The organism is Zhongshania aquimaris (assembly GCF_019312595.1).
Classification (GTDB): Bacteria; Pseudomonadota; Gammaproteobacteria; order Pseudomonadales; family Spongiibacteraceae; genus Spongiibacter; species Spongiibacter aquimaris.
The window spans coordinates 578,672-592,640 of record NZ_JAHWDQ010000003.1 but is presented as its reverse complement, the minus strand read 5'-3'; the positions used below and the strand labels follow the sequence as shown (position 1 = coordinate 592,640).

13 protein-coding genes are annotated in these 13,969 nt (G+C 49.7%); 8 read left to right on the top strand and 5 right to left on the bottom strand.

Annotation, left to right across the window (positions count from 1 at the left end; genetic code table 11):
- Nucleotides 1–17 precede the first annotated feature (17 nt).
- The gene (locus KXJ70_RS14350) at nucleotides 18–488 is read left to right on the top strand and encodes a hypothetical protein (protein ID WP_219044188.1); all 471 of its coding nucleotides are present in this window, start codon (nucleotides 18–20) and stop codon (nucleotides 486–488) included.
- A gap of 85 nt (nucleotides 489–573) precedes the next feature.
- On the top strand, nucleotides 574–840 hold the full coding sequence (locus KXJ70_RS14345) for a hypothetical protein (protein WP_219044187.1): 267 nt from the start codon (nucleotides 574–576) through the stop codon (nucleotides 838–840).
- Nucleotides 841–864: 24 nt separating this feature from the next.
- Here KXJ70_RS14345 and KXJ70_RS14340 read toward each other — a convergent pair whose 3' ends face one another.
- The 3 genes from KXJ70_RS14340 to KXJ70_RS14330 all read right to left on the bottom strand — a co-directional run bounded on the left by KXJ70_RS14340 (nucleotide 865) and on the right by KXJ70_RS14330 (nucleotide 2,383).
- Nucleotides 865–1,281, bottom strand: a complete 417-nt coding sequence (locus tag KXJ70_RS14340; RefSeq protein WP_219044186.1) for a SulA-like leucine-rich domain-containing protein — start codon at nucleotides 1,279–1,281, stop codon at nucleotides 865–867.
- Between the two features lie 4 nt (nucleotides 1,282–1,285).
- Nucleotides 1,286–1,888, bottom strand: coding sequence for a transcriptional repressor LexA (gene lexA, locus KXJ70_RS14335; RefSeq protein WP_219044185.1), 603 nt, complete (start codon nucleotides 1,886–1,888; stop codon nucleotides 1,286–1,288).
- Nucleotides 1,889–2,065: 177 nt separating this feature from the next.
- On the bottom strand, nucleotides 2,066–2,383 hold the full coding sequence (locus KXJ70_RS14330; protein WP_255558468.1) for a DUF6763 family protein: 318 nt from the start codon (nucleotides 2,381–2,383) through the stop codon (nucleotides 2,066–2,068).
- A 256-nt stretch (nucleotides 2,384–2,639) separates the two neighbouring features.
- Here KXJ70_RS14330 and KXJ70_RS14325 point away from each other — a divergent pair, with 256 nt between their 5' ends.
- The gene (locus KXJ70_RS14325; protein WP_219044184.1) at nucleotides 2,640–3,758 is read left to right on the top strand and encodes a mechanosensitive ion channel family protein; all 1,119 of its coding nucleotides are present in this window, start codon (nucleotides 2,640–2,642) and stop codon (nucleotides 3,756–3,758) included.
- On the top strand, nucleotides 3,751–4,494 hold the full coding sequence (locus tag KXJ70_RS14320) for an S-methyl-5'-thioinosine phosphorylase (RefSeq protein WP_219044183.1): 744 nt from the start codon (nucleotides 3,751–3,753) through the stop codon (nucleotides 4,492–4,494). Before KXJ70_RS14325 ends, KXJ70_RS14320 begins: the two co-directional genes overlap by 8 nt.
- Here KXJ70_RS14320 and KXJ70_RS14315 read toward each other — a convergent pair.
- Both KXJ70_RS14315 and mfd read right to left on the bottom strand, forming a co-directional pair.
- Complete coding sequence (locus tag KXJ70_RS14315) at nucleotides 4,488–5,297, bottom strand: CsiV family protein (RefSeq protein ID WP_219044182.1); 810 nt, start codon at nucleotides 5,295–5,297, stop codon at nucleotides 4,488–4,490. The genes KXJ70_RS14320 and KXJ70_RS14315 overlap by 7 nt on opposite strands.
- Nucleotides 5,298–5,365: 68 nt before the next feature.
- Entirely contained in the window at nucleotides 5,366–8,806 is a 3,441-nt protein-coding gene (gene mfd, locus KXJ70_RS14310) for a transcription-repair coupling factor (RefSeq protein ID WP_219044181.1), read from the bottom strand.
- A gap of 157 nt (nucleotides 8,807–8,963) precedes the next feature.
- Here mfd and KXJ70_RS14305 point away from each other — a divergent pair, with 157 nt between their 5' ends.
- The 4 genes from KXJ70_RS14305 (at nucleotide 8,964) to KXJ70_RS14290 (ending at nucleotide 13,968) form a co-directional block, all read left to right on the top strand.
- Nucleotides 8,964–10,430, top strand: coding sequence for a glyceraldehyde-3-phosphate dehydrogenase (locus tag KXJ70_RS14305; protein WP_219044180.1), 1,467 nt, complete (start codon nucleotides 8,964–8,966; stop codon nucleotides 10,428–10,430).
- 234 nt (nucleotides 10,431–10,664) lie between these two features.
- Nucleotides 10,665–12,005, top strand: a complete 1,341-nt coding sequence (locus KXJ70_RS14300) for a Na(+)-translocating NADH-quinone reductase subunit A (protein ID WP_219044179.1) — start codon at nucleotides 10,665–10,667, stop codon at nucleotides 12,003–12,005.
- 3 nt (nucleotides 12,006–12,008) lie between these two features.
- A complete protein-coding gene (locus KXJ70_RS14295; protein ID WP_219044178.1) occupies nucleotides 12,009–13,208 on the top strand; it encodes an NADH:ubiquinone reductase (Na(+)-transporting) subunit B in 1,200 nt (399 codons plus the stop codon).
- Nucleotides 13,201–13,968 (top strand): Na(+)-translocating NADH-quinone reductase subunit C, encoded by a 768-nt coding sequence (locus tag KXJ70_RS14290; RefSeq protein ID WP_219044177.1) that lies wholly within the window; start codon nucleotides 13,201–13,203, stop codon nucleotides 13,966–13,968. Before KXJ70_RS14295 ends, KXJ70_RS14290 begins: the two co-directional genes overlap by 8 nt.
- The last annotated feature ends 1 nt before the right edge of the window (nucleotide 13,969 follow it).

Below are 13,969 nucleotides of genomic sequence, written 5' to 3'. Positions count from 1 at the left end.
AACGGGCTGGAGTAATAATGAAAGAAAGTTTTCGCGGGCAGAGTAATCTACATATTTATTTTGCCGAACAATATCTCACGCAACTAGAGACGACAGACAAGTCAGAGTGGGGCGGCCATTTTCATCGCGCCACTGCTGAATCACTGATTTGGCAGCTTTTATTGGCCTACCAGTGCCACTTGGCGGACCTCCTTGAGCAACAGCCTAAGTTTGGCTTGCGCGTGCCAGCGGGGCATTTTAACGCTAGGTCATTTACTTTAGCGGAGCTTCCCCCAGAGATTTTGGAATTGGCTGATCGCGAAGTTCATTCCCCTTGGCTAAAGTCATTAGTCGATTATCCGTTCTTGCAAACCGTAGGTTCGTCACCATCGGGACTTATTGCCAGCGATGCAACTCGCTTGGAGCGCATTGAGTTAGATTTTGCAGAGTGCCTTGCTGAATTGAAATCGGTGATCGCACGGCACCGTGCCACCTTAATGGAATATTGATGCGGTTGGCGTCAGGCTGGGCGGATTTGCTACAATAGAGTGAACAAAAGCGCCGCGTTGGCGTGGTAATATCAAGGATATTTTAGTGCTGTCATATTTAGAACTCGTCGAGCTTGCCAATGGAGATATTGTCTTACAGCGATCAGAAGGTGATGAAAACCCCTTGGTGACGATCAAATTCTCAAAAGAGACCCGCGAGCATATTGTGGGCTCGGTGCTAGATGTTGCGCGCGCTATGGTACAAGCAGGCATCGAAGCTGCCGCGATGTCAGCGGGTGACGACGGCTTTGTGGACGAGGATGATATTGATGATGAAGACGATCTACAGTCAGATACTAAGATCGTCCATTAAAGGTTTCAGCAAAGGTCTCGGCTCTTAAGACTGCATAAAGATAACAAGGCACTCCGCAGATCCGGCGAGGGCAGCCGCTTCTAAGGCCTGTCTTTCATCATCTCTCAGCGGTCTCTCAAGCATAATGGCGACGGTGTGACTTTTACCGCGCTCCAGCGCTCTAACCCCAATTTCGCTTAAATCACGCTTGCTATTAGACACCACCTGTAGAATTTTTTGACCCTGTAGATGGCTGTCTGCGTTTAGCAGTGGCTTTAAAGGTCGGTCTGCAACCCAGCACAACCAGCGCTGATCAGCATTACTGCTTAATTCAATCATCATGGCCGCAAGCATGGGGCGAGATAAGTGTGCGTCGCTGCGCATAGTGATCTCGGTAACTTGGCCGCCGCTAGTTTCGGTAGCGGGGGTGTAATGTAGAGGCATTTGTTCTAGACAAGTCATAGTATTAACTCCCGCGCCGCAAAACACCGACACTTAAACCTTCGATCGCAAATTCCTGCTCTCGTAAATCTACGTCAATCGGTGCGTAATCTGGGTTTTCAGCAATCAGTGATATGTGGAACTTACTTTTTTGCTGTTGAAAGCGTTTAACTGTGACTTCGTCGCCAATCCGCGCAACCACGATTTGACCATTGCGCACATTCGTTGTGCGATGCACCGCGAGTAGGTCGTCGTCAAAGATGCCTGCATTGATCATGCTGTCGCCTTTTACACGGAGAAAGTAATCCGCACTGGGCGAGAAAATAGAGCCGGGCATGTCGCAGTAATCTTCAATATGGGCTTCGGCGAGAATGGGATTACCTGCTGCAACTCGGCCAATGATGGGCAAGCCTAAACTTTCTGGCAGGCGAATACCGCGCGAAGCACCGGCGATGATCTCTATTGCGCCCTTGCGTGCCAGCGCTTTGAGATGTTCTTCCGCAGCATTGGGTGACTTGAAACCAAGTTCTCTGGCGATGTCTGCCCGAGTCGGCGGGTAGCCAGTTTCGCCAATATGATCTTTAATCAATTGCAGAACTTCACTTTGTCTGGCGGTCAGCTTTTCCATAAATTTGGCATCTGGTTACTTATACAGTAACTGTCATTATATACAGTATTGTTTGGATGGCAATAGCTTTTGTGGAATTAGCAAATAGGAGGGTAGTTATAAGAAAAAAACCTGCAGCAGCAGGTTAAAAAAGGAGGATGTAAGCTGGAGGCATGGTCTGCGACGATCCCGGCGATACTAGTATTCGTCGGTGATGCCGTTAACGATATCTGATTCGATCTCAGACAAGGGATTCCAACTTTCCGGTACCATGGTGTCATCTAGAAAACGGTAATCATCGTCGCTTAGTTCAAAGGCGTTTCGCCAATCTTCCGGTTCTTCGACGATATCTAAATTGAGTTGATCCCAGCTGTCCAAATCGTATTGGCATAGTTCACCATCGATTAGTTGGGCTTCCACTGAGTCGCTATCGTCGTCGACAGCGACGACTTCAAATAATTGGCCGGACTCAATATCCTTGTACCAATAACCAACTTGGGGTCTTATAGTCGCCATGATTTTTGCCTCCGTTGATATACGATTCCCAAACTAACACTTAACAAATCGCTGTCTAGTAGGTATTTTTCACGGCTAGTTTGGTGTCGCGCTGGGGTTCTTTCTCAGTCTTCAATATAATTAGCTTTAGATTCAGGCGCATAGCTGAATTTTCTGATGCAATTTTGCAGTTTCTTATTTGATTTTTATGGTTCATTTGTCTAAGCGCGTGTTGTTTAGAAATGAAATTGTATAGCAGCGTAGTGAGGATGCCCCAATGCTGGAGCAGTGGTGGACAAGTTTTCAGCCAGAAGAATACCCCTGGCTGGGCGAAGTGTTTGTGCTGGTACTTATTTTATTGGCCCTAAACTTGATTTTGGGGCGATTAGTTGCGCATCTCGCTAAGAAGTTTGAAAAAACTCATAATCTTTGGGATGACGCTTTGCTAGAGGCCTCCAGGCGTCCTGCACTTCTTATGATCTGGGCTGTGGGCGGTAGCCACGTGCTGGAGGTCATTGGCGAATCCACTGACGCCGAGGTGTTTTCGGCCTTGGATTCCCTGCGTGCGGTGGGTGTCGTGGTGATTCTGGCGTGGTTCTTGGTGTCTTTGGTTAGACAGGTTGAGAGACGGTTGCTGTCTGATGAGTACACTACAAAGGACGAGCCGATCGATCAAACGACGGTAATGGCACTGGGTAAGCTGGTGCGATCTGCGGTTATTATTGTGGCGTCACTAATGGTGTTACAAAACCTCGGATATAGTATTTCCGGTGTGCTTGCGTTTGGTGGGATAGGCGGCATCGCGGTTGGTTTTGCTGCAAAAGATTTGCTGGCGAATTTTTTTGGCGGATTGATGGTGTATTTAGATCGCCCTTTTTCTGTGGGAGACTGGGTGCGTTCACCAGATAAGAATATAGAGGGCACGGTTGAGAATATCGGTTGGCGGCAAACGCGTATTCGTACCTTTGATCAGCGCCCGCTCTATGTGCCAAATGCTACCTTTTCGCAAATTTCAGTAGAAAACCCCTCGCGAATGTTGAATCGTCGAATTCATGAAACGATCGGCGTGCGCTATCAAGATGCGGCAGTGCTACCTGAAATTATTACCCAGGTGCGAGCCATGCTCGAGGATCACGCGGACATTGATTTAGGCCGGACGCTGATTGTTAATTTTAACCAATACAATGCCTCGTCTTTGGATTTCTTTATTTACACCTTTACCAAAACGACAAAATGGGTTGAATATCACGAGATCAAGCAAGATGTCTTGCTGAAGATTCTCGATATCATCCACGGTGTGGGTGCTGATGTGGCATTCCCAACGACCACCGTGAAGCTCGATCCTATTTCCATTGAACGCGCGCAAGAGCGCAACACGGAGCAAGTTAATGAGTAAAACAATTGCGGTAATCGGTGGCACAGGTTTGTGTGATTGGCCGGGTGCCGAAGTGCTTGACGAAACAGCGGTGGAGACGGAGTACGGCGCTCCTAGCGCTTTGCTGCAGCGTATTCGTTACGAGGGGGCGGAGTTTTTGTTTTTGGCTCGCCACGGCAAGGGTCACCAAATTCCACCGCACGCGATTAATTATCGTGCAAATATAGCGGCCTTAAAGCAAGCAGGAGTTGATGCCTTGGTATCAGTGAATGCAGTGGGTGGTATTAGCGAGCGATTCGTAACGGGAGTTATTGCCATTCCCAATCAAATCAATGATTACACATGGGGACGTGAGCACACCTTTTTCGACGGCAGTAATGGCAAGGTAGAGCACATCGATTTCAGTTATCCCTATAGTCAGGATTTGCGCTCGCGATTGGCCAACGCCGCAGTGGATGCGGATATCGCATTTGAAGATTATGGTGTGTACGCCGTGACCCAAGGGCCGCGTTTAGAGACCGCTGCCGAGATCAGTCGTTTGGCGCGCGATGGTAACGACATTGTGGGTATGACGGCGATGCCTGAGGCAAGTTTGGCGCGAGAGGCGGGCATCGAGTACGCTTCTGTGGCGCTGGTGGTAAATCCAGGTGCTGGCTTGAGCGATAACATCATTACCATGGAAGATATTCAGACTGTCATTGATACCGGCATGCTGCAGGTAAAATCCATTCTAGCGCATTGTATCGCGGCCTATTGAGCCGCGTTTTCCTCACCGCTAGCTTGCTCAGTACTTATCTTAGAGACTTTAATAATGACGCCAAAGCGCGGGTGATCGATAAAATGCAGCTCGTTGCTGCGCATCCGCCTTTCTTGCTTCATCACCACAATGCGGTCGATTGGCGAGTCGCCACTCTGGGCTTGCGTTTGACTCCTTTGTGGCGAGTAACCGGGATTCTGTTTTAAAAATTCCGCGTACTCAGGGCTCGATTCAAAACTTTCATCGACAAATCCGGACTCTTCTTCAGGTTCATCAAAGCTCAAGGGCTGGCGGGGTAGGTAATAGTTTCCTCCGCGATTGCCAAAGCTGCTCAGCCACAAGTTGGTATCCAGGTGTAGATAGCGTTCAACTGCGACGCGAATATAGCCCTCAAGCTCGTAGTGATTGCCGCTTTGTTTGCCGCCGTGGATGAGTATCGCAGGTGATTTTTTACGTGCGGTCAAATCTTGCTGCCAGCTTGTTTGCAGTAGCAGCTTGTAGCGGGAAGAGAGACGCAGCGACCGCAGAGTTTGGGCAAACTCTGGATCCATATAGTCGACTTTTTGCGGAGAGCTTGCGCTGCTGGAGATACGAGTCCAGTTGCGCGGGTAACGCAGGTGGAGATTGTCTGGCCAGTCTTCTTCGTAAAGGCTAGCTTGTTCATTATTGGCAAATACGACGAGGTCGATGTGGAAGCGATTGTCATTTTGACTTAGTGCGACGCCACTGAAGGTGAGCACAAAAACGGCCAGTAATGCGCGCAAAGGGCGGCAGTCAATGTGGCGTCGAGAAGGTGTGGTCATAATCGCAATGTCTCTGTTTTCTTGTCACTCGGTGACGATCTACTTTTTCAGGGAAGACTATCTCAGTTCTAGCGACTTGGTGCCAGTTTTGCCAATAAGGTTTCGATAAAATCGAAACGTTGCTGGGGCTCTTCCATAGCGTGTTTAAATTTAAGGGCGGTTGCGCCGTCGAGCTGATATGTCGCTGGTGCTGACTGTACCATTTTAACCAAACTTAGCGGTTCTACGCGGGTGTTTTCGGCAAACTCTATACGACCGCCACCGGCGGATGCTTCTATTTTACTTAGGCCTAGCTCAACCGCCTGCAGTCGCAGTTCGCCGCAGCGGAATAAGTTTTTCACCTGATTGGGCAGCAGGCCAAAACGGTCTATCATTTCTACTTGCAGCTCTCTAAGGGCGTTACTGCTGGTCGCGCCGGCAATACGTTTATACAGCATGAGTCGGCTTTGCACATCTGGCAGATAGTCGTCGGGTATCAGTGCGGGTAGTCGCAAGTTAACTTCTATATGGTCTTCGTCGCTATTTTCTAAGTTAATTTTCTTGCCGACTTTAATGGCTCGCACTGCGCGGTCGAGCATGTCCATGTATAAGGTAAAGCCAATGGTGTGTATCTGCCCGCTTTGGCCTTCACCCAGTAGCTCGCCGGCACCGCGGATTTCCATGTCTTGGGTGGCAAGTGTAAAGCCCGCACCAAGATCATCGGCTTCGCTAATTGCCGTTAAGCGCTTCTCGGCATCGCCAGTTAATTGTTTGGCGGGCGGGGTTAATAAGTAGGCATAGGCTTGGTGGTGAGAGCGACCGACTCGCCCGCGCAATTGATGCAGCTGTGCTAAGCCAAATTTGTCAGCGCGATCAATAATAATGGTGTTGGCATTGGGTACGTCGATGCCGGTTTCTATAATAGTCGAGCACACCAATACATTGTGGCGTTTGTGGTAAAAGTCGCTCATGACTTGTTCGAGTTCGCGCTCTCGCATTTGGCCGTGGCCAATGCCGATGCGTAGCTCGGGAATCATTTCTTGTAATTCCCGTGCGACTTTCTCAATGGTTTTGACTTCATTGTGCAGGTAATACACCTGACCGCCGCGCAATATTTCCCGCAGGATAGATTCCTTGATAAGGGCCGGATCTGACTCTCGCACAAAGGTTTTTACCGACAGCCGGCGTGCCGGTGGTGTGGCAATAATCGATAAGTCGCGAATGCCCGCCATCGACATATTCAGGGTGCGGGGAATGGGGGTGGCAGTGAGGGTAAGTACATCGACTTCTGCGCGAATATTTTTGAGCGCTTCTTTCTGACGAACACCAAAGCGATGTTCTTCATCGATGATCACTAGGCCGAGATTTTTGTAGACAATATCGTTGCCGAGCAACTTGTGGGTGCCAATCAATATATCGACTTTGCCTGCCGCAAGGTCGGCGATAACCGCTTTCTGTTCTGCGGCACTGCGAAACCGCGATAGCACTTCGATATTTACGGGCAGTTCGGCGAAGCGATCGCGGAATGATTCAAAGTGCTGCTGGGCCAGGAGGGTGGTAGGAACCAGAATGGCAACCTGGGTATTATTTTGCACGGCGACAAAGGCGGCCCGCACGGCGACTTCGGTTTTACCAAAGCCCACGTCGCCACACACCAATCTGTCCATGGGTTTGATCGATTTTAAATCAGCGATAACGGCTTCGATGGCGGTTTGTTGATCCGGCGTTTCTTCAAAGGGGAAGGCGTTGGCAAATTCGTAGTAGTCCTCGTCGCTCAGCTCGAACGAGCGCCCTTGGCGGGCCTCTCGGCGCGCGTAAATATCGAGCAGTTCGGCGGCCACGTCTCTAATTTTCTCGGCAGCTTTGCGCTTTGCTTTGCTCCATTGGTCGGTGCCTAAGCGATGTAGCGGGGCGAGCTCGTCATCAGCGCCGCTATAGCGACTAATCAGCTGTAGTGATGTCACTGGCACATATAATTTGGCGCCATCGGCGTATTCAAGGCTTAAAAACTCATTGGCTTGATTGTCGATATTTAAAGTTTGCAGGCCCAAATAGCGACCGACACCGTGGTCGGCGTGAACAACCGGTGCGCCAACTCGCAATTCCGCCAGATTTTTAACCACATTTTCTGCAGTGTTACTGGCCTTTTTGCGACGCCGACTTTGCGATACTCGCTTGCCGAATAGCTGGGATTCGGCAATCAGCGCAAAGGGGTTGGTGGCGCTGCCCGAAATGCCTTCGTCAAGTGGCGCGACAGTGATATTAATGCTGTCGCTACCCGTCGTAAATTCACGCCAACCGCTGACCGGCTTAGGTTTGAGCTTATGTCTGGTCAATAAGTCGATCAGTGCTTCGCGCCGGCCGGCTGATTCTGCGCAAAATAGAACGCGGCGGTCGCGGCAGTATTCTCTTAGCGCGGCGATTGGGTCGTCTTGTTTGCTGTCGATGTTGAGTGGCGGCGAGGAGTCGATGGCAAAATTATAGCTGCCTGCGGAATCCGGCAGTGTTGCCTCGCTAATGGTCACGCGTGGATAGTCTTTTAGTCTTGAAAAAATTTCAGGCACAGTTTGGAATACGGTGGCGGGTGGCAGTACCGGTCGCCGTATATCGCCTATGCGCTGCTCGTAGCGCTGCTGTATGTCTTGCCAATAATGTTCGGCAGCGCCTTCTATGCCCGCGCTGCTAAGCAGCCAGCTATTGGCGGGGAGATAGTCGAAGAGGGTGCCGGTTTGCTCAAAAAACAAGGGCAGGTAGTACTCGATGCCAGCTGGAGCAATACCGTCGCTGACATCTTGGTAGATAGGGCATTTGCGGTGGTCAACATTAAAACGCTCGTGCCAATTGCGGCGAAAGAGGGTGATGCCGTCTTCATCTAGTGGTAATTCTTTGCCTGGCAACAAGTTGATGTGCTTGACCGACTCAATGCCGCGTTGTGTTTCAGGGTCGAAGCTGCGCAGACTGTCGATTTCGTCGTCGAGCAAGTCTATGCGGTAAGGTGATTCGCTACCCATCGGGAAAATATCGATAATCGCACCGCGACTGGCGTACTCCCCGTGTTGGTAGACGGTGTCGACGTGGCGGTAGCCGCTTTTTTCTAATTGTTGGCGGAAGTTGTCAATGTCGAGGGTTTGACCGACATTGAGAATCAAGCTGTGCTTGCTGACGTAGTCCGGTGGAGCAATGCGTTGCATTAATGTGCTGATCGGCGCCACCAAAATGCCGCGTCGCATGGTAGTAAGTTCGCTTAGAGTCCGCAGGCGTTCCGAAACAATGTCTTCATGGGGAGAAAAATTATCGTAGGGCAGCGTTTCCCAGTCGGGCAGCAATTTTACCGGCAGCCCCTCTGCGAAAAATTGCATGTTTTGTTCTAGCTGGTAAGCCGAGGCGGTATCTGCTGTGAGTAGTAAAACCGGCGCATCGAGCGAGCTTGCTAGCTCTGCGGCCAGTAAGCCGTGGCTGGCAATGGGGATTTGGCCCCAGTGAAGGGCGCCACCTTTGGGTGGTTTTACGATGGATGGTAATTCGATCACAGGCAAAATTCGACTTCTTCAGCGGGTCAGCAGGGCATTGTAACCTGCAAATGGTAGTTATTACATTGCTTCGCGGCGCTTCGGCAGTTGAACTCAGGGGCAGTAATAAAGATAATACGCGCTCAATTTCTCCCCCCGTAAGCAAAGGGTATCTGCCGTGACTGAAAGAAGACGTGAGCGTCCTGATGATTACTTCGCCGACTGGAAAGAACGTGAAGCATTAGCAGAGGGGATGATTCCCCTGATTGGTAAGTTGTACCGCACCAATAACGTTAAGACCTACATCTATGGAAAGAATCTGGTTAACCTTTCGGTTCTAGATATTATGCAAGCGCACCGCTTTGTGCGTCAGGTAGAGCAAAACGAACTATCTGAATTTGAAACCTTTCCTGTCATTCAGGCATTGGCTACCTTGGACTTGGGTACAGCGCATATCGACGCTGGCCGTATCGCGGTTGCTTACGAAGAAACCGGTAAGCCAGCAGGTCAATCTGTAGAAGAGTTTGTTCGCAGCCAAGTCGCAGGCTTGATTGGCGGCGCTAAGGAGCCTGTTCGCCCGGCTCGCGATGTTGTCTTGTATGGTTTCGGTCGTATTGGTCGCCTAGTGGCGCGCCTCTTAATAGAGAAAGCGGGCGGTGGTGAAAACCTGCGCCTTAAGGCGGTTGTTGTTCGTCACGGTGGTGCTGAAAACGATCTAGTTAAGCGCGTTAGCTTGCTGCGCCGCGATTCGGTGCACGGCCCATTTAACGGGACTATTCGTGTTGACGAAGATCGTCAGTCGTTTGTTGCTAATGGTGTTGAGGTTAAGGTTATTTACTCTAACTCCCCGTCTGAGGTGGATTACACCCAATATGGCATCAACGATGCCATTCTCGTTGATAATACGGGTAAGTGGCGTGACTCAGAGGGTTTGTCAGTACACTTGGCCTGTCCTGGTATTTCAAAAGTTATTTTGACTGCGCCGGGTAAAGGTGATATGAAAAATATCGTTCACGGCGTAAATAGCCACGAGATACTTCCGACAGACACCATTATTTCTGCCGCGAGCTGCACAACTAACGCGATCGCGCCGCCGCTCAAAGTGTTGGATGATAAATTCGGTGTTGAGGGTGGTCATGTAGAGACCGTGCACTCTTATACCAACGACCAAAACTTGATCGACAATTACCACAAGGGTGATCGTCGTGGTCGGAGTGCACCATTGAATATGGTTATCTCTGAAACTGGTGCAGCGAAAGCAGTGGGTAAAGTGCTTCCGCAATTATTGGGCAAGCTCAGCGGTAATGCCATTCGCGTACCGACACCCAATGTTTCATTAGCTATTTTAAAACTGAACTTGAAAACTGAGACCACAACTGAAGAGTTGAACGAGTTTATGCGTCGTGTGGCACTGCATTCGCCGCTGCGTAAGCAAATTGATTACTCTAATTCTCCAGAAGTTGTATCTAGTGATTTTGTCGGTTCTCGCCATGCCTGCGTATTTGACAGTGAGGCGACGATCGTAAACGGCAAAAGCGCAGTGTTGTACTGCTGGTATGACAATGAGTTTGGTTACAGCTGTCAGGTACATCGAATTCTAGAGCAGATGGCCGGTGTGGAATACGCGGTATATCCTCAGGATTAACCGATACCATGCCAGTCTAAGCGAAAGCTCAAGCTGGCATGGCTGCAAATGTTTGCTAAGTTGGCCTTTATCGTAGGTCTCCCTGTAGCAAGCAGATCGGCGAGTCTTTATACTTGCGACAGTTTTTTAATGCGTTGCTAAAAATAGTATCCGCATATTTTCCAGAGCGCTTTCGCGCTCCGTTTACGCAAATTTGCAATTTCGCGTTTAACCATAAGAGTGTTAGGCAACCTTATGATCAAAATTACCAGGGGTCTTGATTTGCCCATATCGGGACTGCCCGATCAGCGTATTGAGCCTGGCTCAAAAGTGCGTTCTGTCGCGGTGGTTGGCTTCGATTACGTTGGTATGAAACCAACGATGGCGGTTAAAACCGGCGATCGAGTTAAAACCGGTCAGGTTTTATTTACTGACAAGAAAAACGAGGGCGTGCGATACACTTCGCCGGCAACAGGACTTGTTTCTGCAATTAATCGCGGCGAAAAAAGGGTGTTGCAGTCTGTTGTGATTGATGTGGAGGACGATGAGTACGAGAGTTTTGCCAAGTACGACACGTCAGCATTGCCCACGCTAACTGCTGAGCAGGTTACCGAGAATCTTGTTGAATCTGGTCTTTGGACCGCTTTCCGCACACGTCCGTTTAGTCGAATTCCGGCCATTGGTAGCAGTCCAGCAGCTATTTTTGTCACGGCCATCGATACTCATCCCCTAGCGGCAGACCCGGCGCCTATTATCGCGCAGTCGGAAGAAGCCTTTACTAATGGCCTTGAGCTTTTGTGCCGCCTAACCAGTGGCAAAGTCCATTTGTGTGTGGCACCAAACAGCAATATACCAAGCTTGGATAACGATCAGCTGCACGTGGCGGAATTTGGTGGCGTTCACCCCGCAGGTTTGGCTGGCACCCATATTCATTTCTTAGAGGGTGCTAGCGCGACTAAGATCGTTTGGTCTATTGGCTATCAAGATGTTATTGCTATCGGCAAATTATTTACTACTGGCAAATTAAACACCGATCGCGTGGTGTCACTGGCGGGACCACAAGTTGAAAAGCCGCGTTTGATTGCAACTCGTTTGGGGGTCAGTCTCGATGAGCTTTGTGCTGGCCAAATAGCGCCTGGCAATAATCGTGTTATCTCTGGCTCGGTACTTGGTGGTCGAACAGCGCGCGGCGCAACAGCGTTTTTGGGCCGCTACCACAACCAAGTAACGGTATTGGCAGAGGGCAACCAACGCGAATTCATGGGCTGGTTGTCACCTGGCGCGAATAAGCATTCATCTTTGCGGATTTACTTGTCTCAGTTTTTCAAAAAACGTATCCCTTATACGACCAATACCAATGGTAGTGAGCGGGCCATGGTGCCGATCGGGGTGTACGAGAGAGTAATGCCGTTGGATATATTGCCAACGCAGTTGCTGCGATCACTAATTGTTGGTGACACCCAAGCGTCGCAAACCTTGGGTTGTTTGGAATTGGACGAGGAAGACCTCGCGCTATGCACCTATGTTTGCCCCGGCAAATATGAGTTCGGGCCGATCCTTCGCGACAATTTAAGCCGCATAGAGAAAGAGGGTTAAATCATGGGGCTGAGAAAATTTCTCGATGATATCGAGCCGAATTTTGAGAAAGGCGGTCGTTTCGAAAAGTGGTATGCGCTCTACGAAGCAGCGGATACTATTTTTTATTCTCCATCGTCGGTAACTAAAACAAACGCCCATGTTCGTGACGGCGTTGATCTTAAGCGCGTTATGATCACCGTTTGGTTTTGCGCGTTTCCGGCTATGTTCTACGGAATGTGGAATATCGGCTTTCAAGCTAACCAAATCATGCTCGACATGGGGCTTTCAGCAGGGGAAGGCTGGCGCCATGTAATGATCTCTATGATGGCGGGTTACGACCCGACCAATATTTGGGACAACTTCTGGCATGGCTTCTGGTATTTCATCCCTGTTTACGCCGTCACATTTGTTGTTGGTGGCTTCTGGGAAGTTTTATTTGCAATGAAGCGTGGACACGAAGTCAACGAAGGTTTCTTTGTTACTTCTATATTGTTCGCGCTGATATGTCCGCCTAGCATTCCACTGTGGCAAGTCGCACTGGGTATTAGCTTTGGTGTCGTTATCGGCAAAGAAGTATTTGGCGGGACGGGCAAAAACTTCTTGAACCCCGCACTGGCCGGCCGCGCATTCTTATTCTTTGCCTACCCTGCAAGTATGTCTGGCGATGCGGTTTGGACAGCGGTTGACGGCTTTACCGGCGCGACGCCATTGTCGGTTGTTGCCAGCGATGGCTTAGCTGTGCTGGAACAGCAAATGTCTTGGATGGACGCGTTCATAGGTAATATGCACGGCTCAATGGGTGAGGTGTCTACCTTAGCGATCTTGATTGGTGGCGCAGTCTTACTTTGGACGCGTATCGCTTCATGGCGCATTGTGGCAGGCGTATTAATTGGTATGTTTGCACTGACGACGCTGTTTAATTCAATGGATGGCGGTAACAACCTGATGATGGCTATGCCGTGGCATTGGCACCTCGTCTTGGGTGGTTTTGCCTTCGGTATGATGTTTATGGCAACCGACCCTGTGTCGGCCTCGATGACGAATACCGGCAAGTGGGTTTATGGTGCGCTTATTGGCTCGATGGTGGTGTTGATTCGCGTTGTGAATCCGGCCTTCCCAGAAGGCATGATGCTGGCAATATTGTTTGCCAATTTATTCGCACCGTTAATTGATCATTTTGTGGTGCAGGCGAATATTAAGCGGAGGTTGGCACGTGGCTAATAACGACAGTACACAGAGAACGCTGCTGGTTGCCGTAGTCCTCTGTATTGTATGCGCGCTGGTGGTTGCCAGTGCTGCAGTAATGCTAAAACCTGCTCAGGTGGCGAACAAAGCGCTAGACCGTAAAGCTAATATTTTGGCGGCGGCTGGCTTGTTGGTGCCTGGCGAGAGTATTGAAGCTCAGTTTGAGCAAGTCACCACTAAAATCGTAGATTTACGTACCGGCAAATTCACCGATGAGCTTGCGCTTAAAGGCTTTGAACAAGCTAAAGTAGCTAAAGATACTGAAACATCAATTGCGCTAGGTGATGATGATTTGGCTAAGATACGGCGTCGTGAAAATTTTGCGATGGTATATCTGATCGGTAAAGACGGTAATTACGACAAGGTGATACTACCTGTGCGTGGTTACGGCCTGTGGTCGACACTGTACGGCTTTCTCGCTTTGGAGAATGACTTTAATACTGTCGCTGGTTTAGGTTTTTACGAGCACGGCGAAACCCCAGGTTTGGGCGGTGAAGTAGATAATCCTAAATGGAAAGCATTGTGGCCCGGTAAAGAAATTTACGACGACGGCGACGTAGCTATCCAATTGGTAAAGGGCAATGTTGATTCGTCTACACCTGGCGCTGCTAATAAAGTAGATGCTCTGTCAGGTGCAACATTAACCAGTCGCGGTGTCAGCAACCTATTGCAGTTTTGGATGGGTGAGCTGGGTTACCAAAAATTCTTAAGCAATTTGCGCTCAGGGGAGGCATAAG

What these genes read in the sequence shown, in the direction of transcription:
- KXJ70_RS14350 (WP_219044188.1), top strand. Translation starts at nt 18, where the DNA reads ATGAAAGAAAGTTTTCGCGGGCAGAGTAATCTACATATTTATTTTGCC.
- KXJ70_RS14340 (WP_219044186.1), bottom strand. Translation starts at nt 1,281, where the DNA reads ATGACTTGTCTAGAACAAATGCCTCTACATTACACCCCCGCTACCGAA.
- lexA (WP_219044185.1), bottom strand. Translation starts at nt 1,888, where the DNA reads ATGGAAAAGCTGACCGCCAGACAAAGTGAAGTTCTGCAATTGATTAAA.
- KXJ70_RS14330 (WP_255558468.1), bottom strand. Translation starts at nt 2,383, where the DNA reads ATGGCGACTATAAGACCCCAAGTTGGTTATTGGTACAAGGATATTGAG.
- KXJ70_RS14325 (WP_219044184.1), top strand. Translation starts at nt 2,640, where the DNA reads ATGCTGGAGCAGTGGTGGACAAGTTTTCAGCCAGAAGAATACCCCTGG.
- KXJ70_RS14320 (WP_219044183.1), top strand. Translation starts at nt 3,751, where the DNA reads ATGAGTAAAACAATTGCGGTAATCGGTGGCACAGGTTTGTGTGATTGG.
- KXJ70_RS14315 (WP_219044182.1), bottom strand. Translation starts at nt 5,297, where the DNA reads ATGACCACACCTTCTCGACGCCACATTGACTGCCGCCCTTTGCGCGCA.
- KXJ70_RS14300 (WP_219044179.1), top strand. Translation starts at nt 10,665, where the DNA reads ATGATCAAAATTACCAGGGGTCTTGATTTGCCCATATCGGGACTGCCC.
- KXJ70_RS14295 (WP_219044178.1), top strand. Translation starts at nt 12,009, where the DNA reads ATGGGGCTGAGAAAATTTCTCGATGATATCGAGCCGAATTTTGAGAAA.